Genomic DNA, 26,205 nt, shown 5'->3' with positions numbered 1-26,205 from the left:
TATGATAATAAATATTCAACCTCAAGGCTCTGCAACTTGGGCTCAACCTATTGAAATGCTTTATGCTTGCCATGGTCGTGTAAAACGTTTTTGCCAACAATTAAAAATTTTGCCTGATTACCTTGTAAAGAATGGAGTAAATCAAGCAGTTAAAAACGATATTAAGCAATTAATCACCTACTTTAATATTGCAGCCCCTCTTCATCATGAAGATGAGGAATTAAATTTTTTCCCTGCGTTATTGAAATATCAACCCCAAGCCCAAATTGATATTGATAAATTAGAATCTGAACATATTAGCATTCATCGTATTTGGGCTCAGTTATCCGTTCAGTTAGAAGAATTGATTAATGAACAACGCTCCGAAATCGATCAAAAATTACTAGATGATTACACAGCAGCTTATGCTCGTCATATTGCTTTAGAAGAACCTTTATTTGAATTAGGTCAGCACTATATTCCCAAGGATGAATTAGTGGCAATGGGGGAAATTATGGCAGATCGCCGTAAAGTTAAATAATTTGCTATGCAACACCAATTAGATCTAACGCAATATATTTGCCCAATGCCTGTTTTACTCACAAAACAGGCACTTGAAAACTTACCCCAAGGGCATCAATTAATCATATTAGTCAATTACACGAGCGCAGTGAAAGACTTTGAATTACTCTGTAAAAAATATAATTATCAGCTGATTTCAGTAGAATCTAAGCCAGATTATCAAAAACTTCTGATTAAGAAATAAAACTGCGGTAAATTTTTATGAAATTTTCTCTGCTTTGCTAAGATCATTTTCACTTTCAAGCAATTTTGTGGTATTTTAGCCAACGATTTTTTCTTTAAATATCAACTTAACTTTTAAAAGGAATATAAAATGGATGCACAACAAGGTAGCCCAATGTCAATGTTAATTATTTTTGTGTTATTCGGTTTAATCTTTTATTTCATGATTTACCGTCCACAACAAAAACGTAACAAAGAACATCGTAAGTTAATGTCTGAATTGGCAAAAGGTACGGAAGTGCTTACTTCTGGTGGTTTAATTGGTAAAATTACAAAAGTTCCTACTGATAGTGATGCTATTGTTATTGCATTAAATGAAACTAATGAAGTAACTATCAAACGTGATTTTATTGTCGCGATTTTACCAAAAGGCTCAATCAAATCACTTTAATCTTGATTCCAAGGGAAATTAAACAGTTATGTTAAATCGCTACCCTTTATGGAAGAATCTAATGGTGATCCTCGTGATCGCCATTGGCGTTTTATACGCTCTTCCAAATATTTACGGTGAAGATCCTGCCGTACAAATTTCTGGTACCCGTGGTCACACGGCCTCTGAAACTACATTGAGTGATGTACAAAACTTATTAGATACAAATCATCTCAATCCTAAATCTATCAAATTGGAAAATGGCTCAATTTTAGCCCGTTTCAATAATACAAATGACCAGCTTCTTGCCAAAGATAAAATCACTGAAAAACTTGGTCAGTCTTATTCTATTGCCTTAAACTTAGCACCTTCTACACCCGCTTGGTTAAGTAGTTTGGGTGGTAATCCTATGAAATGGGGACTTGATTTACGTGGTGGTGTTCGCTTCTTAATGGAAGTAGATATGAATACTGCTCTCGCAAAACGTCAAGAACAGCTGCAAGACAATTTACGTACTGAATTACGTAAAGAAAAAATTCAATATTCAGGCATTAAAAATACCGATAATTTTGGAACAATGGTGACATTGGCTAAACCAGAACAATTAGCAGATGCAGAACGATTCTTACGTAAACAACACCCTACTCTGAACATTAAATCATCTTCTTCTGATAGCATTGCGTTAAATTTATCAGAACAAGCATTAACCGAATATCGTGAAAATGCAGTTGAACAAAACTTAGGTATTTTACGTAAACGTGTGGAAGAATTAGGTGTATCTGAAGCAGTCATTCAACGCCAAGGTGCAGAACGTATTGTTGTGGAATTGCCTGGTATTCAAGATACTGCTCGCGCAAAAGAAATTTTAGGGGCAACTGCCACACTGGAATTCCGCTTAGTAAATCCAAATGTGAGCCCAGAAGCAATTTCTCGTAATATAGTGCCATCTGATACGGAAATCAAACAAACTAAAGATGACCAGCCTGTAGCACTATTTAAACGTGCTGTATTGGGTGGTGAACACATTACCAATGCGAATTCTGGTGTAGATAAAAATACCTCTCTACCTCAAGTAAGTGTGACTTTAGATAGTGAAGGTGGAGAAATCATGTCTGACACCACCCGTTTGAATCTGAAGAAACCAATGGCAACTTTATATGTAGAATATAAAGACAGTGGTTCAAAAGATGAAAATGGTAAAGTCATTTTGGCTAAACATGAAGAAGTTATTAATATTGCAACCATACAAGGTCGATTTGGTAGTCAATTCCAAATTACAGGTATTGATACTCCTGCTGAAGCCCAAAATTTATCAGTATTATTACGTTCAGGCGCATTAACTGCCCCAATCCAAATTGTTGAAGAACGTACAGTTGGTCCTTCATTAGGTGCTCAAAATGTTGAACAAGGACTAAATGCTGGTCTTTGGGGATTAGCCATTGTCATTGTCTTCTGTTTAATTTACTACAAATTATTTGGTTTAGTGGCTAGTCTTGCTCTCTGTGCCAATATGGTATTAGTTGTAGGATTAATGTCTTTATTACCTGGAGCAACTCTCACTATGCCTGGTATTGCAGGGATTATTTTATCTGTTGGGATGTCAGTGGATGCAAATGTACTGATTTTTGAGCGGATCAAAGAAGAACTACGTAATGGCCGCCCTATTCAACAAGCTATTCATGAAGGTTATAACGGTGCATGGACATCTATTTTTGATGCCAACTTAACAACTATTTTGACATCAATTGTTCTTTATTCCGTAGGTACAGGCCCTGTAAAAGGTTTTGCCGTCACCCTTGCTTTAGGGGTTGCAATCTCAATGTTTACCGCAATCACGGGTACTCGCATGCTTGTCAATTGGATTTACGGTGGTAAACGTGTTGAGAAATTATCAATTTAGGACGGAATCATTATGAGTGTATCAACAAATCTAAAACAGAAACACGAATATAAAGGTATTGGTCTCCCATTTTCTTTATTTCATTTTATGAAATTTCGTAAATTGGGATATCTATTTTCAATTATTGTGATCTTTTTAAGTTTATTTTCAATTTTCACTAAAGGCTTTAACTGGGGTCTAGACTTTACTGGGGGTGTGATCATTGATACACATTTCTCCCAACCAGCTGATCTTGAACAAGTCCGTAGTACCTTAAAAAATCACGGAATTGAAAGCGCACTAGTGCAAACCACTGGGAGTTCAAATGATGTAGCTATTCGCTTACCTGCATCAGCTAGTGATTCGAATATTGGTAATAATATCAAAGATATGATGACTGCATTAGATAAAGATATTCAAATACGTGCAGTGGAATTCGTAGGTCCAAATGTGGGTGAGGAATTAACTCAAGGCGCAATTTATGCCACATTAGCAACTTTAATTATGTTATTGGCTTATGTTGGAATGCGTTTTGAATGGCGATTGGGATTAGGTGGTATTTTAGCCCTCGCACACGATGTCATCGTTACTATTGGTGTATTCTCTTTCCTACAAATTGAAATTGATCTGACCTTTGTTGCTGCTATTTTAACAGTAGTAGGTTACTCATTAAACGATAGTATTGTGGTATTTGACCGTGTACGTGAAAATTTCCGCAAAATTCGTCGTTTAAGATCAGAAGAAATCATTAATATTTCCTTAACCCAAACCTTATCAAGAACCTTAATGACCTCTATTACAACCTTATTTGTTGTATTTTCATTATTGTTCTTTGGTGGTCCATCAATTTATAGCTTCTCTTTAGCACTATTAATTGGTATCGGTTTTGGTACTTACTCTTCTATCTTCGTGGCAATTGCTTTAGCCTTTGACTTCCGCTTAGACCGTGAGCATATGCTAATCAAAGTGGTGGAAAAAGAAGAATTTCAAGAAGGTCTATAAGCGTAAAATTTTTTGAAAAATTACCGCACTTTTTTTGCATAAAAAGGTCTAAAATAAGCAATAAAACCCGATTTATTATCGGGTTTTATTTTTAAAGGCTATAAAATAGGAGCGAAGCATAACATGAAATTCTCTCGTACTATATTAACGTTACTCACATCAAGTATCACATTCTCTATTTTTGCTACAGAAGCTCCATTAGAACAACAACGTGAAATCTATCAAAAGATTTCTCAATTATTGACAATTTCATCATCTAACACCACTCAAAATATTGCAGCACAGTTAGCAGCAGAGATAAAAGACTATCCGCTTTATCCTTACGCTGAATATCAATTATTCACTGCTAACCTCGCCAATTTAAATTTTGCAGATATAAAGACTTATCAAAATCAACATAGTAATTTCCCTTTATCTAAAAATCTAAGCAAACAATGGCTAGAAGCACAACAAAAAGCGGAACATTGGCAAACTATTTTAGATAGCAAACAGCAACTACCTACAGATACCTATACGCAATGTGCTATACAACAAGCTGAGCTTGCGATAAATGGAAAAAACATGCAGATTATTTTGCCTAAAAGTGCGGTCAATTTAGAAAAAAATTTAGTGAATCAACCTCAAGTTATAGTTGGCACGTTGACACAATCACAGTTAGAACAATTATGGCTAACTGGCAAGAGTTTACCGAAAGTTTGTGATCCTTTATTTGAGCAATGGAATCAAATGGGCGGTTTGAGCAATTCACTAATTCAGCAACGAGCATTACTTGCCTTTGATCAAAATAATGTAGGGCTATTAACGCATTTATCTTCCATGACACAAGAGCCTACTCTACAAACATGGTTAAAAGATTTAGCTGATTTACGTCGTTATGCACAAAAAATCTCCAGTCGAGATTTTTCCCTAAATACAGATAATCTAGAAATTAATCAACAAAATAAGCGTATTTTACTGGCTATTTTTCCAAGTTTTATCAAAACCATTAAAGATACGGATGTAATGGATATTAAAAGCTTATTGTCTAAAGTGGATAACTGGGCAATAGCTTTCAACTTAACACCAGAAGAAACAAACAATTGGCAAACCTTAATCATTAATCAACTATTTGATAGCCCTAATATAAGTGTACAACAATGGCGTGACACAGTATTAAAAACCGTTAAGGAAGATAAACTGATAGAACGCCGTATTCGCATGGCTATTCGTGAAAAAGAAGATATTACACCCTGGTTAGCATTGCTTTCTGATGAAAAAAAAGCCATGGATGAATGGCAATATTGGCTTACAAAAACATCACAATTTTCTACCGAAAAATCTAAAAATATACTGAAATCAATTTCTAGCCAACGAGGGTTTTACGCTATGCTAGCTGCTCAAGAGCTTGGCATACCTTACCAAATAAAAGTGCAAGAAACAAAAGAGATTGAAACAACATCATCTCAACAAGAAACAAGTCATTCTAATTCGCAAAGCCCATCTTCCACACAGAAAGTAACAGATTTAACATCTGTGGCGGATAAATATGCTAATGAACTAGCCCGCATTGAAGAACTTCGTTATTTTAATGATCACAATAACATGAATACAGAATGGCGTGAGCTTTTTAATCAAGCTAATTTCAATGAACAAATTGCATTAATTAAGTTTGCTGAAAAGCATTGCTGGTATGATTTACAAGTGGAAGGGACAATTCAGGCTAAAGCCTGGAACTATTTAAAATTACGTTTGCCTAACGCCTATGAAAAATGGTTTGATTTATTTTTAAAAGATAAAAAAATCACCCGCACTTTTGCAATGGCGATTGCTCGCCAAGAAAGTGCTTGGAAGCCTTATGTAAGTTCAAGTGCTAATGCTCAAGGTTTGATGCAACTTTTACCTAGCACGGCAAAATTAACAGCTCAACGCAATAATTTGCCTTATAATCAAGAAAATCAGTTATTGGATCCATTTAATAACATTATGCTTGGAACAACACATTTACAAGAGTTATACGATAAATATGGAGATAATCGAATTCTCATCGCTGCGGCATATAATGCTGGCGCAAATCGTGTTGACCAATGGTTAGCAAAATCTAATGGTAAACTCACAATGGCTGAATTTGTCGCTTCTATTCCCTTCTATGAAACGCGGGGCTATGTACAAAATGTTCTCGCTTATGATACCTATTACCAAATTTTACAAAACAAGCCACAACAAATATTTTCCAAAGAGGAATATAATAAGCTATACTAGTTTAATAGTATAAATAATCAAGGAGTTTGATATGTATATTAGTCGTAACATGAAACAATGGACAACATTTATTGAGGTTTTACGAACTGCATTTAACAAAGGAAAAGAACAAGAGTTATTAACGCTTCTGCTCACTCCTGACGAACGAGATGCAATTGGGCTACGATTACAAATTGTTGCTCAATTACTTGATAAAAAAATTCCACAGCGTGAAATTCAACAAAATCTTAGCACCAGTGCTGCAACGATTACCAGAGGTTCTAATATGTTGAAATTGATGCCACCTGAATTTATGAATTGGGTTAAAGCTCAAATTGATGAAAAAAATAACCTTTAAGTTTCATTTTTGTGAACATAAAAGTTGCCGCATTTTTGATACAAAGTGCGGTACTTTTTTAATCTATTTTTTTATCTTTTCCATTGCGATTACGCTATTCTTTCGCATTGTTCCTATTCCTTTTTCTGCTTATATGGCAGAGCAAAAAATTGCCCATTTAGCGATATTAGATTTTGATTATGATATTAAATATGATTGGACAAGCCTTGATGAAATCTCGCCTCATATGCAATTAGCCGTCATTGCGGCAGAAGATCAAAGCTTTCCTCATCATAATGGTTTTGACTGGAATGCGATTCAAAGTGCGGTGAAATATAACCAAAAATCGAAACGAATACGAGGAGCCTCTACGATTTCCCAACAAACGGCTAAAAATCTCTATTTATGGCATGGTCAAAGTTGGGTAAGAAAAGGCTTAGAAGTGCCTGTAACACTAATGTTGGAAACATTATGGTCTAAACGACGTATTCTTGAGGTCTATTTAAACATTGCTGAATTTGGCAAAGGCATTTTTGGTGTGGAAGCTGCTAGTCAGTATTATTTTAAAAAGTCCGCTAAAAATTTGACGCAATCAGAAGCAGCGATGTTAGCTGCAGTCTTACCGAATCCGATTATCTATAAAGTAAATAAACCAAGTTTAGTGGTACGTAAAAAACAAATTTGGATCATTCATCAAATGAATGCTTTAGGTCAAGGTTATCTAAAAAATCTGTAACAGTTCTTTATATTCGTAGTAAGATAGATACCACCTTTCTTTTAATCTATAACCAAGGAGAACAATATGGCAATTTTAGTAACTGGTGCCTCTGCAGGTTTTGGGAAATCAACTTGTATCACCTTAGTCAAAGCTGGCTATAAAGTCATTGGTGCAGCCCGTCGTTTAGAAAAACTCAATGAATTAAAACAACAACTAGGTGATAACTTCTATCCATTACAAATGGATATTTCCAACACGGTTGATATTGATAAAGCTATCGATAGCTTACCTAAGCAATGGTCTGAAATTGAGTTATTGGTAAATAATGCTGGTTTAGCCTTAGGTTTAGAACCTGCTCATCAAGTGAAAATTGAAGACTGGCTCACTATGGTGAATACCAATATTATTGGTCTTATTTATCTCACAAGAAAAATTCTGCCACAAATGGTTGAACGTGATAAAGGCCATATTATTAACCTTGGCTCAATTGCAGGTACTTATCCATATCCTGGTGGTAATGTTTATGGTGCAACGAAAGCCTTTGTAAAACAATTTAGTTTAAACTTGCGTGCAGATTTATCTGGTACTAAAGTGCGAGTGACTAATATTGAACCAGGGCTTTGCGGTGGAACAGAATTTTCTAATGTACGTTTTAAAGGTGATGATGAGCGAGCAGCTAATCTTTATAAAGATACTGAGTCAATCCAGCCAGAAGATATTGCCAATACGATTCTTTGGATCTACCAACAACCTGCTCATGTCAATATTAATCGTATTGAAATCATGCCAATTAGTCAAAGCAGCAATGCGTTAAAAGTAGTAAAACATTAAGTTGTAGATAAAAAAGTGCGGTATAAATTTTTAAAATTCTTACCGCACTTTTGTTTATCTCATTATCACCCGAGTTAAGGATTTATCCATTCTTTTATGCCATTGTGTTGCAATGATTTTTTGTGAAATATATCGACCTCGTCCATCATAAGCCTGTTCTTTTGATAATTTATCAATTCGACAAGCGCAAACTTTATACTCTGGTATTCGAGCATATTTATCTAATGCGGCATTAGTAAGCCAGTTACTATTACCATCAGGGAAATGAAATGGCATCCAACATTCCCCTGGATTAGTTTTATCAGAAACTCGTGCTTCTGATGTTATCGTACCACGACGAGAAGATACGGTTACACGTTCACCATCCTTAATACCTAAATGCTCAGCATCTTGTGTATTAATTTCTACAAATGAGTGTCCTGCAATTTCCATTAACCCTTCTGTACGTTTTGTCATCGCACTAGTATTATAATGATACAAAATACGCCCTGTAGTTAACATCATTGGATATTCTTTATCAGGTAATTCCTGCGCTGGTTTATATTCTGTCGGATAAAAATAACCTAAACCTCGCACAAATTTCCCTACATGCATAATTGGCGTACCTGGATGAAATTTATCTGTACATGGCCATTGTAATGATTTGGTTGGCTCATTTTCCAAACGAGCATAACTAATTCCATGGAATGATGGCGTAACAGATGCCATCTCATCAAAGATCTCTGAAGCACTTAAAGTAGGTTGGTTATAACCCATACGACGCATTAAATCACAGATAATATCCGTATCTAAACGACTATTTCCAGGTAATGTGACCGCTTTACGGACTCGTTGGACACGACGTTCAGTGTTAGTGAATGTACCATCTTTTTCAGCATAAGAACGCCCTGGCAATACCACATCTGCTAACATTGCAGTTTCTGTCATAAATAACTCTTGAACCACTAAAAAATCTAATGATTTTAATGCTTTTATCACATGTGCTGTATCGGGATCCGTCACGACAGGATCTTCACCACAAATATATAATCCTTTAATATTTCCTTTAATTGCACTTGGGAAAATATCTGTAGCATGCATCCCCGTTTGCGATGGTAATTTAATCCCCCATGCCTTTTCAAATTTATTCCTAACAATAGGATCTGAGACTAATTGATAACCAGAATATTTATCTGGCATCGCTCCCATATCACAAGCTCCTTGCACATTATTTTGCCCACGCAATGGGTTGACACCACAACCTTCACGACCTAATTTTCCTACCATCATTGCCATATTAGACATTGACATGACGCCTTCCGTCCCTGTTGAGTGTTCTGTTACGCCTAAACAATAAATAATTGGTGCTTTTTTTGCCGTAGCATACATTCTTGCAGCAGCTCGAAGATCATCAGGATCAATATTGCAAATCTTAGCAACTCGTTCTGGCGTATAACTCTTTAAGATTTTTTTTAGTTCTTTAAAATCTTCTGTATTTTCGGCAATAAATTTCTCGTCAATTAATCCTTCTTCAATAAAGAGATGACACATACCATTGGCAAAAGCAATATTACTACCAGGACGTAATTTTAAATGAATATCAGCTTGTTTGGTTAAACCTATATCACGAGGATCTACTACAATCAGTTTTGTACCATTACGCACCGCTTCACGGATTTGCATACCAATGACAGGATGCGCCTCTTCAGGATTTGAACCCACCAATAAAATCACATCCACATCATGAGTAATATCATAAATAGTATTAGTCATTGCCCCCGAACCTAAGGTTTTCGCTAACCCTTCTACAGAAGCTGAATGGCATACACGAGCACAGTTATCAACATTATTCGTACCAAAACATGCACGTACCATTTTTTGAACCATGTAAATATCTTCATTTGGCGATCTTGAACAAGCAAAACCAGCTAACGAATCTGAGCCATATTGACGTTTTAATGCCATAAATTTTGAAGCTACAAGATCTAAAGCTTCATCCCAACTAGCCTTTCTAAATTTTCCCGTTCCACGATCTTTAATTAATGGATCTGTTAACCGATCCTGAGACATCACAAATTTATAGGAACCGAAACGACCTTTTACACAAAGACGATTATTATTTGATGGGCCATCTACCCCCTCAGCACCCACTAATTTATTATCTTTCACTAATAAATTATATTGGCAACCTACCGCACAATGTGGACATGTGGTTCTTACTCGTTGAATTTCCCAACTGCGGTATGCCTTGGCTTCTTTTTTATAAATAGCACCTGTTGGGCAAGCTTCAGCACAATTACCACAAGACTCACAATTCGTTTCTTTCCAATTTGTACCAAATGGGGTTTCAATCGCCCTAAAAATGCCTCTTGAGGTGAGTTGAATAGAATTACAACCACTAACATTTGCACAAGTATTAATACAACGTTGACAATGAATACACAGATCTGGTCGATATCCTAAAAAAGGATTATCTTCCACATGAGGTACTTCAATTCCAGGTAACCGAAAATTAGGGAAACTAGATTCACTAATTCCGCATTGATGCGCGACATTTTGCAGTTCACAAGCGCCATTAGAAGGGCAAGAAAAACAAATTAAATTATGATGAGATAAAATTAAATCCAATGCCATACGGCGAGATCGCACCACTTTATCTGTTTGAGTTCGAATAATCATGCCATCTTGTACAAGCGTATTACAAGATGTAGGTAATTTTTCATATCCTTCAATATCAACCACACAAAGTCTACAAGAACCAATATCACTCACATTTTTTAAGTAACATAATGTAGGAATATTGATACCTATTGATTTTGCAGCATCAAGAATAGTTGTACCTTCAGCAACTTGAACATTCATTCCATCAATATTTAAATTAATCATAAATTACGCCCCCCTTGTAAAACGCCACAACCGAAATGATCACAACGTAAACAGCGTTCCGCTTCTTGCATAGCTTCTTCATAAGTATAAGGATTTTCCACATGCTCAAAATCGCATTTACGAATATAGGCAGGTCTTTCGGTAATATTGGCACGGCCAATCTGTATGCGAACGTTTTGTTTTGGTGGCGGCGCTTTTGTCTCGCAAGGAAATTCATGATGATAACCAAGATATTCATCAATATTATGAGCAGCTACTTTTCCTGCGGCAATTGCTTTAATTGCAGTTGAAGGCCCTGTCGCACAATCACCGCCGACAAATACACCATTCATATCAGGCACTGCAGTTGTCAGATCGGATTTAAACACACCACGCTCTGCTGGCATACCAAATTCTTCAAATGGCACACTAATAATATCTTGTCCCACTGCAATTAAAATTACATCACAATCGATAGTAAACTCAGGTTTATTCGCTTTTACTGGGCTTGGACGACCACCATGATCATAAGGACCGGTCATCTGTGGTTGAACCGTTAAGCCTCTACAATTGCCTGATTCATCTTTTTCAATTTTCACAGGTGCTGCAAGGGTAATCAGTTCTATTCCTTCCATAATCGCCGCTTCAATTTCAGTATGAAGTGCAGTCATGTCTTCTTGTCTTCTACGGTAAACAATACGCACATCTTTGGCTTTACAACGCACCGCAGAACGTGCTGCATCCATTGCCACGTTCCCCCCACCAATCACCACAACTACTTTATCCGTATAATCAGGAATAATATTATTGCCGATATCATCAAGCATTTGCACCGCAGAGAATACATTATTCCCATCAGCGCCCTCTATACGCAAAATTTTGCCTTTTTGCGCACCGATGCCTACAAACATCGCATCATAGTTACGACGAATTTCTTCCACAGAAATATCATCGCCCACCATCACACCATATTTCACTTCAATGTTGCCTGCCGACAACACTGCGTTTAAATCTTGATCTAAACGATCTTTAGGAAAACGATAATTAGGAATACCATAACGCAACATACCACCCAAAGCTTTTTGGCGTTCATAAATGGTAACTCGATGACCCATTTGCGCTAAAAAATAAGCACAAGTTAATCCTGCAGGCCCACCGCCAATAACTGCAACCTTTTTACCTGTATCTGGTAATGGAGCTGGGACTTTCACTGTATCCGCAGCGATTTGATCTACCGCATATTTTTTTAAACCACGAATATTAATCGCATCATCAATTAAACGGCGACGACAACGTTCTTCACAAGGATGTTCACATACCAGCCCACAAGCCGTAGGTAAAGGATTATCTCGACGAATTAAGTTAATTGCCTCCGCATAATTTCCATCACCAATATGAGCGATATAACCAGGAATATCCACATGGGCTGGACACATATTGATACATGGAATTCTCTGACCGATAACCTTTTGACAAGATTTATGATGTATATGACTTTCGTATTCTTCTTTAAATTCTTCAATACTATCTAAAATTTCAATAGCCGGTTGATAACCAATCGCACAATCTGAACCATCACGAATCATTTCTGCTAATTCACGAATTTGATACATCGTATTATCATCGCCTTCTCCAGCTAAAATATCTCGCAATAAAAAAGACAAATGAGGAATACCATCACGACAAGGAACACACTTGCCACAGGTTTGGCTCATTGAAGAACGTAAGGAGGCATATTGCACAACCAAAGGACAAGTACCAGGAGGAAAACTTCTAACTTTATTGACAAACTTATCAACTAATTGACCAATTTTTACATCATAGTTATCCGCAGGGGTAAGAAAGAATTTAGCCATACCGAATCACTCCCAAATAACACTAAAATAAAGAAAAAAATCGAACAAAAATAAATGACTTCATATTGACATAAAATATTTTCAACTGTAAATGGCCTACAAAAAATATGTCTTTAATTTTTGATCCATATCATTTATAAAAATAGTTTTACTGTTTTTTTAACATAAAATAAATTCTGTTAATTTTATTTACGAATATATTCCCTAAACATCAGCAATATTCTCTAACAGAAGCTCACAATATTAGAAAGCTTATTTGAATGAAATAAAAAGTGCAGTAGAATTTCCCGAATTTTTAATTAAGAGACCAACATGAAATGCGATTATTTGTAGCCGAAAAACCTAGCTTAGCCAGAGCCATTGCTGACGTGTTACCTAAACCACATCAGCGTGGTGATGGTTTCATTAAGTGTGGCAATAATGATTGCGTAACTTGGTGTGTAGGGCATTTATTAGAGCAAGCAGAACCTGATGCTTACAACCCTATTTTTAAACAATGGCGTCTTGAGCATCTACCCATCGTGCCTGAAAAATGGCAACTCATTCCACGTAAAGAAGTAGCGAAACAACTGAAAACTGTTGAAAATCTTATTCATCAAGCAGATCAATTAGTCAATGCAGGAGACCCTGATAGAGAAGGTCAATTATTAGTAGATGAAGTTTTCAATTATGCTAAATTATCTATTAATAAACGTAACGCTATTCAACGTTGTTTAGTCAGCGACCTCAATCCAAGTGCGGTAGAAAAAGCCGTAAAAAAATTGCAGCCTAATACACACTTTATCGCTTTAGCAACTTCAGCGCTTGCTCGAGCTCGTGCTGACTGGTTATATGGAATTAATATGACCAGAGCCTATACCATTCACGGTCGCCAAGCAGGTTATAATGGTGTGCTTTCTGTGGGACGGGTACAAACACCCGTATTAGGATTAATTGTGCGTCGTGACCTAGAAATTGAAAATTTTCAACCCAAAGATTTCTTTGAAGTGCTCGCCCATATCCAAACCCAAGAAGAAATTCCGCAAAAACTGACCGCACTTTGGCAGCCAAGTAAAGCTTGTGAAGATTATCAAGATGAAGATGGTCGAGTGCTTTCCAAAGGGTTGGCAGAAAATGTGGTTAAACGCATTACAGATCAACCTGCGGAAGTGACAGAATATGTGGACAAACGTGAAAAAGAAACCGCACCTTTACCCTATTCACTTTCGGCTTTACAAATTGATGCGGCAAAACGCTTTGGAATGTCTGCACAAGATGTTTTAGATACGTGCCAAAATCTATATGAAAAGCACAAACTCATTACTTATCCACGTTCAGATTGTCGTTATCTACCTGAAGAACATTTTGCTGATCGTGAAAAAGTGCTCGCGGCAATTCAAGTACATTCTAACCATTACCAACAGCTACCAAGTGCGGTCAATATTGAGCAAAAAAATCGTTGTTGGAATGATAAAAAAGTGGAAGCACACCATGCCATTATCCCGACGGCAAAAAATCGCCCTGTGAATTTAAACGTACATGAGCTCAATATTTATACATTAATTGCTCGCCAATATTTAATGCAATTCTGCCCAGATGCAGAATATCGTAAAAGTAAAATTGATTTTGTTATTGCTGGAGGAAAATTTATTGCTCAAGCACGCAATTTACAAGTAGCTGGCTGGAAAGAATTGTTGGGTAAAGAAGATGATGATGAACAATTAGAGCCACCATTACCCGTGGTAAAAAAAGGGCAAGTACTACATTGTCAAAAAGGGGAAATTATAAGTAAAAAAACTCAACCCCCTAAACCTTTTACAGATGCAACCCTATTATCTGCAATGACAGGTATAGCACGCTTTGTGCAAGATAAAGAATTAAAAAAGATCTTACGTGAAACCGATGGGTTAGGCACTGAGGCGACTCGTGCGGGTATTATTGAATTACTATTCAAACGAGGTTTCTTATATAAAAAAGGTCGTAATATTCATAGTACTGAAGCAGGTAGAATCTTAATTCAGGCACTTCCTGATATTGCGACTCAACCTGATATGACCGCACATTGGGAATCCCAATTGGATAGTATTAGCCGTAAGCAAACAAGTTACCAACAATTTATGTCAACCTTGATTCAGTTACTACCTGAACTCATACAATATGTTAATTATTCGGCACTGCGTAAATTAACGAGTGTAACCAATAATTCCCAAGCTAAATCTTTTAAAGGGAAAACTAAAAATAATAAAAACATTGAAAATAAAACAAATGTTTAAAATTAACACGATCCGCCACAATTTACATAAAATGACTTGCGATGACAGCAAAAATCAGCTAGTATTTGCACGTTTTATATAATTGCAATTTGCAAAGAAGAGAAAATATAATGTATCAAGCTTTATTAATTATTTATTTACTAGTTTCAATCGCTTTAATTGGTTTCATTCTGGTTCAGCAAGGTAAAGGTGCTGATGCAGGGGCATCTTTCGGTGGTGGTGCTTCAGGTACAGTATTTGGTTCAGCTGGTTCTGCAAACTTTTTATCGCGTACAACAGCTCTTCTAGCTACAATCTTCTTTCTTATTAGTATTGCTCTTGGCAATATGAACTCACATAAAAATAATGTAAAACAAGGTGCATTTGAGGATTTATCTCAAGCAGCAGAACAGCTACAACAACCTGCTAAACCTGCACCAGTTGAAAATAAAAACGCAGATATACCTCAATAAAAATTAAATTCTAAAATGCTCTGGTGGTGGAATTGGTAGACACGCCATCTTGAGGGGGTGGTGGCCGTAGGCCGTGCGAGTTCAAGTCTCGCCCAGAGCACCATTTGACTAAATTTAGCTCAACACAGCTAAACGAAAAAATCTGATAAAGCCTGTAAAATCAACGTTTACAGGCTTTTTTCTTATCTTAGCTAAACGTATCTAAACATTTCCTATCGCAAATTTTAGTTACACGTTTAGTTACACGATTTGAAACGTGTTACTATAAATTATTCTGTGTCTAACATCTTGTAAGATCAAAATATGGCTAGAACAACCAAAGCACTAAACAAAACTCAAATAGAAAATGCTAAACCAAAAGACAAAGAATATATATTAGCTGACGGTAACGGGCTAATTCTTAGAGTGAAACCTACAGGATCTAAAATATGGATTTTTAACTACATATCCCCTATTACGAATAAAAGAACAAATCTAACTATCGGGCATTATCCTGCTCTATTACTTTCTGACGCGCGGGCAAAACGTGAAGAATATCGTTCTCTACTTGCGAAAGATATAGATCCGCAACAAGAAAAAATACGCATTCAGCAAGAACATGAAAGCCGTCTGAAAGATACCTTTCGTTCTGTTGCTGAAAGCTACTTCAGCGGTATTTACAAAGAAAAAGCCAAAAATCCAGAAACACGAAAAAAGAATTGGGAACGCCTAGAAAATCATATATTCCCTTATATTGGTGATACACACGTATCAGAAATCAAAGTTAAAGAATTAGTAAGCATTTATGAAAAAATAGCAGATAGAAGTAACACACTGAAAAAAATACATCAGCTTGTAAGTGCCATTATGGATCATGCTATTACGCAAGGCATTATAGAAAGCCATAACTGTAGATTAGCTGTAAAGAATTTTCATATAAAATCATCTACTCCCCACCCTACGATTAAATCTGATGAATTGCCTAAATTATTTCAAGATTTAGCTAACGCCCGCATAGAAAAGAAAACTTATTTACTAATTTGTTGGTCTTTCTTAACAGCCCTGCGCCCTAATGAAGCCGTTAATGCTGAATGGTCTGAAATCGATTTTACTAATAAGCTATGGCATATTCCTAAAGAGAAAATGAAAGGGAAAGCAGATAAAAAACGCGCGCATACTGTGCCGTTATCATCTCAAGCAATCCAATTATTAGAAGTCATGAAAATGTTTTCTGAAAATAGCTCTTTTGTTTTTGCTGGTCGCTCATCAAAAAATCAACCCATGAATAAAGCAACCGTAAATGTAGCTCTAAAACGTATCGGCTATAAGGGTAAACTCACTGCCCACGGAATACGCGCTTTTATTAAAACATTCTTAGCATCTAAAAAAATTGAACGTAACGTATCTGAAACCGTTCTTTCTCATTTATTGGAAGGTGGGGACGAATTAGAAAATACTTACAATCGCTATGATTATTTAGAAGAGCGAAAGCCTGTAATGCAGCTTATAGGTGACTATTGCGAACAATGCGGAATGAACTTAAATTTATAATTAGTATATTAAAAAACTTTTTTTATCTTTAACTCTTCATCTCTTCACCTTTGGCAATTTTTTCATTATAAATCAATAAATTAAGCGGTGATCAGTTGGATTTAACTCTTCACCAACTCTTCACCCAAAGGGTGAACAGTCATAAAAAAAGCGGGATTTTAACCCGCTATTTTTAATTTGATACCTCATTCCGAAAGTTATCAAAATCCTTGTAATGAACATTCGTTCGCACTCCTGTTTTAGTAGATTTCTTTATAAAATCATATTCATTCCCATGTTGTTTTAAGGCTTGCTCAATGCCCGTTACAAAGTTTCTTAAGCCTAATTCACTGATATTCATTGCCCTTGTGTAAGCTAAATAAGCGGGGTAAAGATGCGTTCTGATTCTATCAAGCCCCATATTCGCCACGCCAATAAAAAGCCCATTCATTTGCTCTGTAGTGTAGAAATATCCGAAGAAGTCTGTAAGTGGGTCGGATAACTTTTTCACTTCTAAGGCTTCTTGGCTATTCATCTGCGCCATTAAAGCTTTTTTTGCGTCTGTTGGTTCAGAGAATGTATCAAGCACTTTACGAATAATTCCGCCTACTTCAAGAGTGATTTTATCCATAAAATGCGAATCCCGTTCATCTTCAGGAACACTCTTTTTGAAGTCAAAAATCACGCGTCTGCGATTAATACCGCCCGAACGTTCGGTAAATCGGCAAGGTTCGTTATTTATCAGCATAACTAAAGCCGTGATTTTCGTATTGAACGGATCTTTATAGTTATAACGTACTCTTACTGTATCACCGCCACTAATTGCTTTTAATCCGCCACCATCTCCACCATATTTAGCTTGTTCAGCGCAAATAATCAGCATTTTATTTTCAAGCCCTGCTAACCCCCGTTCATCATCAAAATTTTCTAATTTGCTAGATGCAGTATTTTTATCACCAGCTAATAGCGTTGCAATACTCGCAAAAACAGATTTCCCGCTACCGCCTTTCCCCGTGATTTCAAAGAATATCTGCCAGTTATAGCGATTGGTTAAAATCGCATATAACACGGCTAAAATGTTTCTTGCTTTCTCTTTGTTTCCATCTGATACAAAGTTCAGCCACTTATCAAAGTGCGGTGTATTTGTTGCCTGTTCATCATAATTATGGGGGATACAAGCCGTTAACCAATTTTGACGGTTATGCGGTTCAAATTCCAATGTATTACGGTTTAGTACGCCATTATCAAAAGCGATTAAATCGCTAGAAGTTTCGCCCATTCGGGGAAGTTGGGCTTTTAGCGTGTTGATCAAACGATCTATTGTAGAATCGCTATAGTTAAATTCATTTTCATCAAGAAATTTAACTGCTTTCTCTTCCAAGTCATCATTTTCTTGTTTATTCCACGTTTTGCCATCATAAGCATAGATTTCTCTGCAACCACGCTGTAGTGACATATCTAAATTTAACCACTTTTGAAAGGCTCGTGATTTTTTGTTCGTTCCGTCTTTTTCTTTTAATTTCTCTGGCGGTGCTAATTGCTCTGCGAGATCTGCAGTCTCTTTATCATTGCGTAAGCGTTGAATATAACCACTTAAATCTTCTTTAGTCTGCGCTGCAGCATCAAGAAGTTTGACATCTATCGCATTAGAGTTTTTAGCTAAGTTTTGACAAATAGCCGTTATTTCAGCTTGTGCCAGTTCACCATATTGAACAAGTTTTACTGATTGTTGATCTTCTTTTACTATGCGGATAGAAGAAATATTCTCTAACTGGTTTTCAGCAAGAATAACTGGTTTTATATTTCTATCTAATCCGTAAATTAAAGAACATAACAAGAGCCATTCTTCACCCTTTCCTTTATCCCATGCTTGCCAGGCTTTACGCCCAGCAAGAATAAAAATATCAGAGTAAGGTTCATGTGGTTGATCCGCAAGGTGCGGTGCATTGATTAATTTAGCCATTGTTTGCCTCCTTGCTCCGCATCAATCCCTAATCCAATTCCTGCGCATTGCTTAAATAAAAATGCGTCCTTGAACTGAATCACTCGAATTTGAGCAGTAGGGTAGATTGTTTTAAAAGGCGCTATCGCCTCCTCAGCCTCCGCACGTTCTCTTCTTCCCTCTGCGTGAATAATGGGCGCGCGTGCATTGCCTAAGCTAATTTCTAGTGTGTAATGGTTTAAATTAATGGCTCTGATATTTGTGAGTTTCCCTTGTCGAGCATAAGCGCGATGAAGGCTTAAAATATCCCCTTTGCTTTCTCGCATTGCGACAACAGTCAGCATAAATAAATCATCAATAACGTGATAGCCAGCAGTTAAAATAAAAGCAGTGTTACTCATTATTTCCCCCTTGCAATTTATCACCCTCAATGCGTTCAATATTGAGTTGGTTTATTTGTGCGATAACTTCACCGAACTTATGGATTAAGTAGTCATTAGCTTGATTAAAGTTTCTGATTGTTTCTTGGTTATTTGAGCTAAGTTTTGCACCTTGCGCCTTAACCATTTCATTAAATAACTTTCCGCCTGTTTTTAATCTCACCACTAAATCAGTAAGTTCATCTCTAAACTTGATTTTGTGATGGAAGTCATCGGGATAAACCTCTAAACACTTGCGGTTGCTATCTAAAATCAACTTGAATTGGCGCGTAAACTGGCTACATTTAAAGGCTAATGGATTAGCGTATAGTTTCCCTTGATATTTGCTTTTAACCTCGCTACGTGCGTTTCCTTGCGTATTTTTAACCGATTCATTTTGAGTTTCGTTGTTGCTGGTGGCTTTATGGTTAGCTTTCCATTGCTCAAGCTGTGCCATTGGATTAGTTGGTTTCATTGTCGCCCTCCGTTAAAACGGTGATAGTTTCTAAACGTCTGCCGGTAATATCTGTTTCGCCAATCTCAGCTTTCGCCCTGATTTTGGCTTGTAGTGCGTCTCTAAGTGAACAATATTGCCCTGCTGTGAATTGGTCGCCGTTGTCATAGGTAAAAACAAGGCTATAAGGGAATTTAGTGTTACTCATCATTTCGCCCCCTTATTTCCACTGTTAAGGTGATAGGTGGCGTCTGCTGATACATTGCGCAATGTGTTTAGAAAATATGCGTTGGCCTGAATTAATGCTCCGATATGTTTTACATTGTCATTGCTCATCGCTTGATTATCAAAACCCTGCTTAGAATCAGCAAAATGCCCTAAACAGCTTACCATATCGCCTAATTCCATTAGTCCTAACTCGATAGTTTCGCAAAGCATTTCGCTTTCTTTACGTAACTTTATAAGCTCCATTTCATCAATATCATCACGAGCAACTACGTCATTTAATGCCATTTGAATAGTGCCATAACTAAGCATGTGCCACCTCCATTTCAGCAGATACAGAAAGGGTAGGAAGTGCCGCTAAAGTGCGGTTGTTTTGAGGGTAGATTTTCATTGTTGGATTTCCGATAGATTTAGTTAATGTAAGAGTATCGCCCTGAATTGGGTGCGATACAGACTCAACTACCGCTATCGAACGGCTAGCCTTATTCGTGCGGATAAACTCCGCCTTATTTCGGCTTATCATCTGTACCGCAAATTCGATATGAGACAACGCACCTAATTTTTTAGGAGAGTGCAAGGAATGAATTTTAGGTAAAAAAATACCGCATTGATAAGGGTTGCGGTTGCCCTCGATAGTAGTAGTGCTTTCAATATTACCCACATTCCGCCCTGCTGGCAAGCTGTGATTATTTCCATTAGTTGAAAAAGTGCGGTTGTTTTTCACGGTGTTTTGAAGATTGATTTTGCCGGCAAGCACAAGAATAAAATCACGGGCGAATTGGGAGCGTGCCGCTTGTTCTGTGTCGGCAGTGATGCGAATTTTTTGAATTTGATTGGTTAGATCGGTACGGCGAATAGCCGCAAAAATGAATTGATACATTTTGAGTAACTCCAATTGTAAACACTTGAGAGTTACCGCGGAAAGTTTCGAGGCTTTGGCGGTAACGTGTAACGGTCTCGAAAACTGCGACAATTGGAACACAGCAAAGGGCGAACCTTTACCGCTACACGCTACCATTGAGAGAGATTTGTAGATTTGATGAATAAAAACAAAATCCGCAAATTCTTTAGGTGTGCGAATGTTACGCATAAAAAAACACGCTTTAGGCGTGCTCTGCGCCAATTGTAAATAAGTCGAGTTTCGAGGCTCGGCAGTCGTTTTTTGCGACTGCAGGGAAATAATGCCACATTTCACCGCACTTTGTAAAGTGTTTTTTATAAAGATTTCTGATAAAATAGTTTTGTAACCACCCATATGGTTACCTCCTTAAATTAGAATCGTTTCTAAATTGTTACGCCATAGTTCTTTTTTCCTTGCTATGGCGTTTTTCTTTTCTATTAACCAATGATTAAGCACGTGCAGCCTTCTGTTCTTCAATCCATTGATTCACTTCTTCTAAATCCCAACGAACAAAGTTTTGTGAAAAGCGGATCGGTTGAGGGAATTTCTTAGCTTTTACAAGCTCGTTGAGTTTGGTGCGACCAAAGCCAACAATATGGCAAGCGGTTTCACCAGAGATTAGTTTTTGTTGAGGGTTTAATTTCAGATTTAATTTTTGAGCTTCGTTCATCTCGTAACCTCTATAATTGTTGATTAATGACATTGAGCTATTCAATAACTCGATTGGTTGCGTAACGTTACGAGGGTATTAAATCATTATGGATATAGGGGCGAGAGATAGGGAGAGAATAAAAAATACCCTGTCTATATAGGCAGGGTATAATAAAATCAATGGGTTAAATGTAAATTTAGTTTTTCTTTCTATTAATTGGACAAGCTATTTTTTCTATCTCTGTGGCAAGGGTTTGAGTAACGCGATAATCCCTTATTATATAATCTCTAATTTGAGTATTACTTTTTACATTATCTGGATAATTTGCCCAGTATTTATTTCTGACCTCTATGGCTATCTTTAAAGGATCGTCAGTTCTATAGGCACTCAATAAAATTGGAATGTTTTTATTATTATAATTGTTCTTTAGTTTAGTTATCTGATTGTCTTTTATCTCTAGTTGTTGGCGTAAGTTTTTTATTTCATTTTCGTAGTCAGTATAATTTTTCCCAACATCTTTTTCTAATTCTAAAAATACATCTAAATCTTTTTTTAAAATTTCAATGGAGTCTAAACTAACCTCAATTTTGGGAAGATCTACATACAGATCATCATCTTCATCTGTTAGAATAAATTGTATTTCTACATCGTCATCACTGGCGCTGACAAACTTATCAATTGGATCAATAAATATTGAGTCAGATTTTATTATATTTTTTTCTTTTCCTGTATAACTTGAAGGGCTAATATAAAACCACCCAAAAAAATCAACATTAGGATATATATCTTTTGTCAGATTTATTTCTCGTTTTGAATTTTTAACTTCAAATTGAATATTTATGTTTTTGTACCTAGATATACTTCTTTTTTGGTTTGGGGCTGATGATGAAAAGCAGGCGCAAGAGCCAAAAATATCTTTACTAATATCTACTCCTTTGTGCTTTCTATATGTTTTAACGTTGTGTTTTATTCTTAATCCGCCACAGGGAATAAAATATACAGGTTGTAAATAATTTACATCACCTATAGAAGTTAAAAATAACCGTCCACCAAGAGAACCGCAAACAATCTTGATTACAGTTTTAACCTGCCCATCCTTTATGAAATATAACAAATCATCTAAATTAATTTTTTCATCAATTCTATTGTTAATGTAGTCCAATGCTTTCTCTAAAGAAAAGCTAAATCTTTTATTGCTTAATGAAGTTTTAATTGTCATAAACGCCCCTTTCGCATTCGTCCTTATTGGTAGGAGCGCACCAACAAGATAAGGTTTCTTGCTTTCGGGGATCAGCCTAGATGCGCTTTATTTGATTAATTATTCCTTTACTTTAAATGGATAGTGATATTGCCTAATCGAGTTTCTTTTCCGTCATTTCCAATATGCGTTATCGTTCCGCTAATGAACGGTTTATTTTCCTCTTGTTTTTGTAAAATCCGTTGAATGATAGGGCGTTGCAATTCCTGTTCTGCCCAGCTGGATAATACTTCGTCTTGTTCTAGCGGTTTTGGTTTTTCTTTTATCTTGTATATTAGATAACAAAAGAAGGCGATAGCGCCTATTAGAAAAGCCAGTAAAGGCCATTTTAATATTGGCCAAAAGATGAAAACTAACAAGCCAACAAAAAGCAATATGGCTAAAAATAACAAAAAATCTAAAGCAGAAAATACAAATGAACCAAATGCGGATAAAACGGATTTAATCATACTTTCCCCCTTGTTTTCCTGTTTATTTCTTGTTCTATTTTATCAAAGTTTAGATGCGTTAAGCTACGGCTATTTTTTGTTCATCAGAAAAGTTTTATAATAGTCTCGCTTTGAATTTAGAAATATTTTCAAAGTCTTCTAAACGTGAGCGGCTTACTTTTTCGGAAGTTTGCCGCAAACTTTAAGGAGCTGCGATCTACAAGTGCCTAATCGCGTCCTGCATGTAAGTTTTTAGACAAAATAGCCCAACATTGTGAAATGTCGGGCTTTTCTATTATTTGAACGCTTTTTTAAATTCTTCTTCTGCAACTTCTTTTGCAATCTTCAGAGCCTGTGCCTCACCAGATTTAAAGCCTTTTTCCATATAATGGCGACCTTTCATTTTTACTGTGCCATATTCAACCATCCACCAGTAAAACGGATCTGATTTATCTCGCGTATTTTCCCCAATTTTTGCCATTCTACGGCCGTTTGTTCGCATAACTCGAATTGCAGTGATACCACTTAAGCCATCTTTAGCTACCCTTGTTTTATGTCGAACGTTGTTTTTAATAGTTCCTTTTTGTCGGAAATTGGTACTTGTCTTCAACGTTGGAACATTCGGCTTGATTGTTTTTTCAATCGATTTGGCCGCGCTATTTAGTCCTTTTCTAATTGCTTTTGCAGCGACTTTGTTTATATCCTTGTTTAGTTTTTTTAAGTTTTGCTCAAGTTCTCTCAAGCCTTTTATTTGAACTGCCATAGTTTCCCTCTGTAGTTATAAATCAATACCATTAAATTGTTCTAATGCGTGTTTATGTTCATCTGAAAGCTCGAAAATCAAATCGCCATATTCAAGTTGATAAGTGCCGAATGACATCAAGAACGCTATAGCGGGATCGATTTTGTTTGCTGCTTTCTTCTTATTTGGTTTTATGTTGGCGTTTGCGTCTGTTTCCATCACTACATTAGATAACGCCCACGCAAGAACGGGATCGCCGTTGTGTTCGATTGCTTGGCGGTTGATTAGCACTTCTGCTGATTTTGCTACAGGGCTAAATCGTTGGTATGTTTGCGGGAATGGCTCTACTTCAAGCCCCGCACTTTGTAATTGTGTTCGTAAATGAGTTGCGTTCCATACATCAAAGCCTGTCATCTTGATATTGAAACGTTCAGCATCTTTCAGAATATCATCGCGTATTTTGTCATAATCAATACAATCGCCTTGCGTTGTCTGTAACCAACCTTGGCGCACCCATTGACGATAGATAGCACGGTTTTTATTTGCCACGTTCTGAAGTTGATATTCAGGGATATAATGACGGCAATATAACCGCACTTTGTTTTCATGGGGAAAGGTATAGCATACGCAGGTTAAATCGCTTGTGCTGGATAAGTCTAGCCCCATATAACAATCAAGGTGCAGTAAATCGCTTTCTGAATAATCTCGCTTACACAATGCCCACGCATCTAAATTTAGCCACGGTGTTTGACCGTTGCACCATACATTAAAACGCTTGGTAAGCATTTCTACCCACTCTGACGGAATGCCACGGGCTTTTTTAATAGTGTTTTCAAAATCAAGGAAAGGAATAGATTTTCCTATGTTGGGGTTCGCTTTAATCCAGTTTTGCGGATCGTCTATTTCGCTTTCTTCGTCCAGTTCAAAAATCATGATGAAAATACTGTCATTCTGTTCGTTGCCGTCTAGAATTTGGCAGCAATAATCATAATGCTGCTTACAGGCTGAAATTGTGTTACTTCCTGCAGTTGTAATCGCAAAGAGTAAACCTTCAGGGCGTGCTCCTTGCCCTAGCTCTAATGCGCTATATACGCTGTTATCAGCGTGTAAGTGATATTCGTCCACAATCGCAAGGCTTGGGTTAGTTCCCTCAATGGTGCTTGATTTGGCAGCCAACGGGCGCATTAAGCTGTTATTTTTCGGGTAGATCATTTTATGTTGCTGAATGTTTACCCGTTTTCTTAATAATGGTGACAATAAACACATCTGACGCGCATCATCAAAAACAATTCGGGCTTGATCACGGCTTACTGCTGCAGTGTAAATATCTTGCTGACCATCTTCAGCCAATAAAAACCAATTAGCCAAAACTGCAGCGATTGTTGATTTCGCATTTTTACGGGCTACTTGAACGTAAGCGGAGCGATATTTTCTTAATCCTGTGTCTTTACGCTTAAAGCCTAGAATGTTGGCAAAGAGAAAGACTTGCCAATCTGAAAGGATAATAGGCTGTCCGCGTAAGTGTCCTTTAACGTGCGGGCATAGTTTCGAGAAAGCTAAAAACTTATTAACCGCTCCATCATCAAAGAAATAATCGGGATTGTTTAAATCGTTAAAATAACGCTCTACGGCTTGTTTTATCTTCTTACAAGCCACTAACTCACCAGATTTGATTTTCTCTGCGTATGCGTGCCATATTTCCATATTTCGCCTACATTGTTAGGATTTCATCTAAGATATCGTTCTCATCTACTTCAATAGGATTTTTTCTGCGGCTTACAGGGTCGAAACCTAGCAATGATGACATCTTAATCATCACCTTTTCGGCATCTGCTTTCGCTGACAAAGCTGGATTTCTTGATTGCGTGCCTTGACTATTCACAATAATAAAGCCATTTTTGGCTAAATCTGCTACGGAATGACGCCAAATTGCGTAGTTTTCGCAATAAATTTCAAGGTTCGTTAAATCTTCTGCTTTAATATCGCCACGCTCTGAAAGTTGTTTAATTCGACTTTTCCATTGGGTTTTAGCGATACCATCTAAAAAATCAGGGGTTTTATAGTTTCTTCTCTTACTCATACATTTCCTTATTTTCAAAAAAATTGCCTTACATAAAAATTAAGTGGGGGGGGC

26 protein-coding genes and 1 tRNA gene are annotated in these 26,205 nt (G+C 36.8%); 13 read left to right on the top strand and 14 right to left on the bottom strand.

The features are described 5' to 3' along the window. The first annotated feature begins 1 nt into the window (after position 1). From HMPREF1052_RS05840 to HMPREF1052_RS05800, 9 genes are all read left to right on the top strand, one after another. Entirely contained in the window at positions 2-520 is a 519-nt protein-coding gene (locus HMPREF1052_RS05840; protein ID WP_005760552.1) for a hemerythrin domain-containing protein, read from the top strand. Between the two features lie 6 nt (positions 521-526). Beyond that, a complete protein-coding gene (locus HMPREF1052_RS05835) occupies positions 527-745 on the top strand; it encodes a sulfurtransferase TusA family protein (protein ID WP_005760669.1) in 219 nt (72 codons plus the stop codon). Positions 746-874: 129 nt separating this feature from the next. Then, on the top strand, positions 875-1,174 hold the full coding sequence (yajC, locus tag HMPREF1052_RS05830) for a preprotein translocase subunit YajC (protein ID WP_005760515.1): 300 nt from the start codon (positions 875-877) through the stop codon (positions 1,172-1,174). A gap of 28 nt (positions 1,175-1,202) precedes the next feature. After that, positions 1,203-3,053: a protein translocase subunit SecD gene (gene secD, locus HMPREF1052_RS05825; RefSeq protein ID WP_040596345.1), complete on the top strand. Its 1,851-nt coding sequence runs from the start codon at positions 1,203-1,205 to the stop codon at positions 3,051-3,053. Positions 3,054-3,065: 12 nt separating this feature from the next. Further along, the gene (secF, locus tag HMPREF1052_RS05820; protein ID WP_005760496.1) at positions 3,066-4,034 is read left to right on the top strand and encodes a protein translocase subunit SecF; all 969 of its coding nucleotides are present in this window, start codon (positions 3,066-3,068) and stop codon (positions 4,032-4,034) included. Positions 4,035-4,157: 123 nt separating this feature from the next. Then, entirely contained in the window at positions 4,158-6,272 is a 2,115-nt protein-coding gene (locus tag HMPREF1052_RS05815; protein WP_005760659.1) for a transglycosylase SLT domain-containing protein, read from the top strand. Between the two features lie 31 nt (positions 6,273-6,303). Continuing rightward, positions 6,304-6,609: a trp operon repressor gene (gene trpR, locus HMPREF1052_RS05810; RefSeq protein WP_005760571.1), complete on the top strand. Its 306-nt coding sequence runs from the start codon at positions 6,304-6,306 to the stop codon at positions 6,607-6,609. Next, on the top strand, positions 6,590-7,324 hold the full coding sequence (gene mtgA / locus HMPREF1052_RS05805; RefSeq protein ID WP_081484396.1) for a monofunctional biosynthetic peptidoglycan transglycosylase: 735 nt from the start codon (positions 6,590-6,592) through the stop codon (positions 7,322-7,324). Before trpR ends, mtgA begins: the two co-directional genes overlap by 20 nt. Positions 7,325-7,390: 66 nt before the next feature. After that, a complete protein-coding gene (locus HMPREF1052_RS05800; protein WP_005760441.1) occupies positions 7,391-8,137 on the top strand; it encodes an SDR family oxidoreductase in 747 nt (248 codons plus the stop codon). A 54-nt stretch (positions 8,138-8,191) separates the two neighbouring features. Here the strand turns inward: HMPREF1052_RS05800 and fdhF are convergent, their stop codons facing one another. Next, complete coding sequence (fdhF, locus tag HMPREF1052_RS05795) at positions 8,192-11,002, bottom strand: formate dehydrogenase subunit alpha (RefSeq protein ID WP_005760633.1); 2,811 nt, start codon at positions 11,000-11,002, stop codon at positions 8,192-8,194. Then, positions 10,999-12,837 (bottom strand): NAD(P)-binding protein, encoded by a 1,839-nt coding sequence (locus HMPREF1052_RS05790; protein WP_005760549.1) that lies wholly within the window; start codon positions 12,835-12,837, stop codon positions 10,999-11,001. Before HMPREF1052_RS05790 ends, fdhF begins: the two co-directional genes overlap by 4 nt. Before the next feature lie 317 nt (positions 12,838-13,154). On the opposite strand from HMPREF1052_RS05790, the gene HMPREF1052_RS05785 reads away from it, so the two are divergent. The 4 genes from HMPREF1052_RS05785 (at position 13,155) to HMPREF1052_RS05770 (ending at position 17,071) form a co-directional block, all read left to right on the top strand. Then, positions 13,155-15,089, top strand: coding sequence for a DNA topoisomerase III (locus HMPREF1052_RS05785; RefSeq protein ID WP_005760640.1), 1,935 nt, complete (start codon positions 13,155-13,157; stop codon positions 15,087-15,089). A gap of 110 nt (positions 15,090-15,199) precedes the next feature. After that, complete coding sequence (gene secG / locus HMPREF1052_RS05780) at positions 15,200-15,541, top strand: preprotein translocase subunit SecG (protein ID WP_005760655.1); 342 nt, start codon at positions 15,200-15,202, stop codon at positions 15,539-15,541. A gap of 17 nt (positions 15,542-15,558) precedes the next feature. Next, positions 15,559-15,644 (top strand) — tRNA-Leu (locus HMPREF1052_RS05775). A gap of 200 nt (positions 15,645-15,844) precedes the next feature. Next, positions 15,845-17,071: a tyrosine-type recombinase/integrase gene (locus tag HMPREF1052_RS05770; RefSeq protein ID WP_005760595.1), complete on the top strand. Its 1,227-nt coding sequence runs from the start codon at positions 15,845-15,847 to the stop codon at positions 17,069-17,071. A gap of 172 nt (positions 17,072-17,243) precedes the next feature. On the opposite strand, the gene HMPREF1052_RS05765 is transcribed toward HMPREF1052_RS05770, so the two are convergent. The 12 genes from HMPREF1052_RS05765 to HMPREF1052_RS05710 all read right to left on the bottom strand — a co-directional run bounded on the left by HMPREF1052_RS05765 (position 17,244) and on the right by HMPREF1052_RS05710 (position 26,151). After that, positions 17,244-19,013 (bottom strand): DNA primase family protein, encoded by a 1,770-nt coding sequence (locus tag HMPREF1052_RS05765; RefSeq protein WP_005760466.1) that lies wholly within the window; start codon positions 19,011-19,013, stop codon positions 17,244-17,246. Continuing rightward, positions 19,001-19,393 (bottom strand): hypothetical protein, encoded by a 393-nt coding sequence (locus tag HMPREF1052_RS05760; RefSeq protein WP_005760684.1) that lies wholly within the window; start codon positions 19,391-19,393, stop codon positions 19,001-19,003. The genes HMPREF1052_RS05765 and HMPREF1052_RS05760 overlap by 13 nt, the downstream gene beginning before the upstream one ends. Continuing rightward, positions 19,386-19,886, bottom strand: coding sequence for a hypothetical protein (locus tag HMPREF1052_RS05755; RefSeq protein ID WP_005760526.1), 501 nt, complete (start codon positions 19,884-19,886; stop codon positions 19,386-19,388). The genes HMPREF1052_RS05760 and HMPREF1052_RS05755 overlap by 8 nt, the downstream gene beginning before the upstream one ends. Next, on the bottom strand, positions 19,873-20,076 hold the full coding sequence (locus HMPREF1052_RS05750; protein ID WP_172606371.1) for a hypothetical protein: 204 nt from the start codon (positions 20,074-20,076) through the stop codon (positions 19,873-19,875). Before HMPREF1052_RS05750 ends, HMPREF1052_RS05755 begins: the two co-directional genes overlap by 14 nt. Further along, positions 20,073-20,402 (bottom strand): hypothetical protein, encoded by a 330-nt coding sequence (locus tag HMPREF1052_RS05745; protein ID WP_005760468.1) that lies wholly within the window; start codon positions 20,400-20,402, stop codon positions 20,073-20,075. Before HMPREF1052_RS05745 ends, HMPREF1052_RS05750 begins: the two co-directional genes overlap by 4 nt. Next, a complete protein-coding gene (locus HMPREF1052_RS05740; RefSeq protein ID WP_005760616.1) occupies positions 20,395-21,345 on the bottom strand; it encodes a host cell division inhibitor Icd-like protein in 951 nt (316 codons plus the stop codon). Before HMPREF1052_RS05740 ends, HMPREF1052_RS05745 begins: the two co-directional genes overlap by 8 nt. Positions 21,346-21,439: 94 nt before the next feature. Continuing rightward, on the bottom strand, positions 21,440-21,661 hold the full coding sequence (locus tag HMPREF1052_RS05735) for a helix-turn-helix transcriptional regulator (RefSeq protein WP_005760675.1): 222 nt from the start codon (positions 21,659-21,661) through the stop codon (positions 21,440-21,442). A 178-nt stretch (positions 21,662-21,839) separates the two neighbouring features. After that, complete coding sequence (locus HMPREF1052_RS05730; protein WP_005760643.1) at positions 21,840-22,862, bottom strand: hypothetical protein; 1,023 nt, start codon at positions 22,860-22,862, stop codon at positions 21,840-21,842. A 107-nt stretch (positions 22,863-22,969) separates the two neighbouring features. Next, the gene (locus HMPREF1052_RS05725) at positions 22,970-23,350 is read right to left on the bottom strand and encodes a hypothetical protein (protein WP_005760662.1); all 381 of its coding nucleotides are present in this window, start codon (positions 23,348-23,350) and stop codon (positions 22,970-22,972) included. 274 nt (positions 23,351-23,624) lie between these two features. Next, positions 23,625-24,092 (bottom strand): HK97-gp10 family putative phage morphogenesis protein, encoded by a 468-nt coding sequence (locus tag HMPREF1052_RS05720; protein WP_005760658.1) that lies wholly within the window; start codon positions 24,090-24,092, stop codon positions 23,625-23,627. A 15-nt stretch (positions 24,093-24,107) separates the two neighbouring features. Beyond that, entirely contained in the window at positions 24,108-25,775 is a 1,668-nt protein-coding gene (locus HMPREF1052_RS05715) for a terminase large subunit (RefSeq protein ID WP_005760637.1), read from the bottom strand. Positions 25,776-25,782: 7 nt separating this feature from the next. After that, positions 25,783-26,151 (bottom strand): phage terminase small subunit P27 family, encoded by a 369-nt coding sequence (locus HMPREF1052_RS05710; RefSeq protein WP_005698535.1) that lies wholly within the window; start codon positions 26,149-26,151, stop codon positions 25,783-25,785. Between the last annotated feature and the right edge of the window lie 54 nt (positions 26,152-26,205).

The sequence above is a fragment of the Pasteurella bettyae CCUG 2042 genome (genome assembly GCF_000262245.1).
In the GTDB taxonomy this organism is placed as follows: domain Bacteria; phylum Pseudomonadota; class Gammaproteobacteria; order Enterobacterales; family Pasteurellaceae; genus Basfia; species Basfia bettyae.
Note: the sequence above shows the minus strand (reverse complement) of the source record. Positions and strands in the feature narration are given on the sequence as shown.

Coding starts and splice junctions, on each gene's coding strand:
- HMPREF1052_RS05720 (WP_005760658.1), bottom strand. CDS start 24,092: ATGGCAGTTCAAATAAAAGGCTTGAGAGAACTTGAGCAAAACTTAAAA.
- HMPREF1052_RS05735 (WP_005760675.1), bottom strand. CDS start 21,661: ATGAACGAAGCTCAAAAATTAAATCTGAAATTAAACCCTCAACAAAAA.
- secG (WP_005760655.1), top strand. CDS start 15,200: ATGTATCAAGCTTTATTAATTATTTATTTACTAGTTTCAATCGCTTTA.
- HMPREF1052_RS05725 (WP_005760662.1), bottom strand. CDS start 23,350: ATGATTAAATCCGTTTTATCCGCATTTGGTTCATTTGTATTTTCTGCT.
- trpR (WP_005760571.1), top strand. CDS start 6,304: ATGTATATTAGTCGTAACATGAAACAATGGACAACATTTATTGAGGTT.
- HMPREF1052_RS05785 (WP_005760640.1), top strand. CDS start 13,155: ATGCGATTATTTGTAGCCGAAAAACCTAGCTTAGCCAGAGCCATTGCT.
- HMPREF1052_RS05740 (WP_005760616.1), bottom strand. CDS start 21,345: ATGGGTGGTTACAAAACTATTTTATCAGAAATCTTTATAAAAAACACT.
- secF (WP_005760496.1), top strand. CDS start 3,066: ATGAGTGTATCAACAAATCTAAAACAGAAACACGAATATAAAGGTATT.
- yajC (WP_005760515.1), top strand. CDS start 875: ATGGATGCACAACAAGGTAGCCCAATGTCAATGTTAATTATTTTTGTG.
- HMPREF1052_RS05710 (WP_005698535.1), bottom strand. CDS start 26,151: ATGAGTAAGAGAAGAAACTATAAAACCCCTGATTTTTTAGATGGTATC.
- HMPREF1052_RS05790 (WP_005760549.1), bottom strand. CDS start 12,837: ATGGCTAAATTCTTTCTTACCCCTGCGGATAACTATGATGTAAAAATT.
- HMPREF1052_RS05730 (WP_005760643.1), bottom strand. CDS start 22,862: ATGACAATTAAAACTTCATTAAGCAATAAAAGATTTAGCTTTTCTTTA.
- secD (WP_040596345.1), top strand. CDS start 1,203: ATGTTAAATCGCTACCCTTTATGGAAGAATCTAATGGTGATCCTCGTG.
- HMPREF1052_RS05770 (WP_005760595.1), top strand. CDS start 15,845: ATGGCTAGAACAACCAAAGCACTAAACAAAACTCAAATAGAAAATGCT.
- HMPREF1052_RS05750 (WP_172606371.1), bottom strand. CDS start 20,076: ATGATGAGTAACACTAAATTCCCTTATAGCCTTGTTTTTACCTATGAC.
- HMPREF1052_RS05715 (WP_005760637.1), bottom strand. CDS start 25,775: ATGGAAATATGGCACGCATACGCAGAGAAAATCAAATCTGGTGAGTTA.
- HMPREF1052_RS05800 (WP_005760441.1), top strand. CDS start 7,391: ATGGCAATTTTAGTAACTGGTGCCTCTGCAGGTTTTGGGAAATCAACT.
- HMPREF1052_RS05835 (WP_005760669.1), top strand. CDS start 527: ATGCAACACCAATTAGATCTAACGCAATATATTTGCCCAATGCCTGTT.
- HMPREF1052_RS05815 (WP_005760659.1), top strand. CDS start 4,158: ATGAAATTCTCTCGTACTATATTAACGTTACTCACATCAAGTATCACA.
- fdhF (WP_005760633.1), bottom strand. CDS start 11,002: ATGATTAATTTAAATATTGATGGAATGAATGTTCAAGTTGCTGAAGGT.
- HMPREF1052_RS05840 (WP_005760552.1), top strand. CDS start 2: ATGATAATAAATATTCAACCTCAAGGCTCTGCAACTTGGGCTCAACCT.
- HMPREF1052_RS05745 (WP_005760468.1), bottom strand. CDS start 20,402: ATGCTTAGTTATGGCACTATTCAAATGGCATTAAATGACGTAGTTGCT.
- HMPREF1052_RS05765 (WP_005760466.1), bottom strand. CDS start 19,013: ATGGCTAAATTAATCAATGCACCGCACCTTGCGGATCAACCACATGAA.
- mtgA (WP_081484396.1), top strand. CDS start 6,590: ATGAAAAAAATAACCTTTAAGTTTCATTTTTGTGAACATAAAAGTTGC.
- HMPREF1052_RS05755 (WP_005760526.1), bottom strand. CDS start 19,886: ATGAAACCAACTAATCCAATGGCACAGCTTGAGCAATGGAAAGCTAAC.
- HMPREF1052_RS05760 (WP_005760684.1), bottom strand. CDS start 19,393: ATGAGTAACACTGCTTTTATTTTAACTGCTGGCTATCACGTTATTGAT.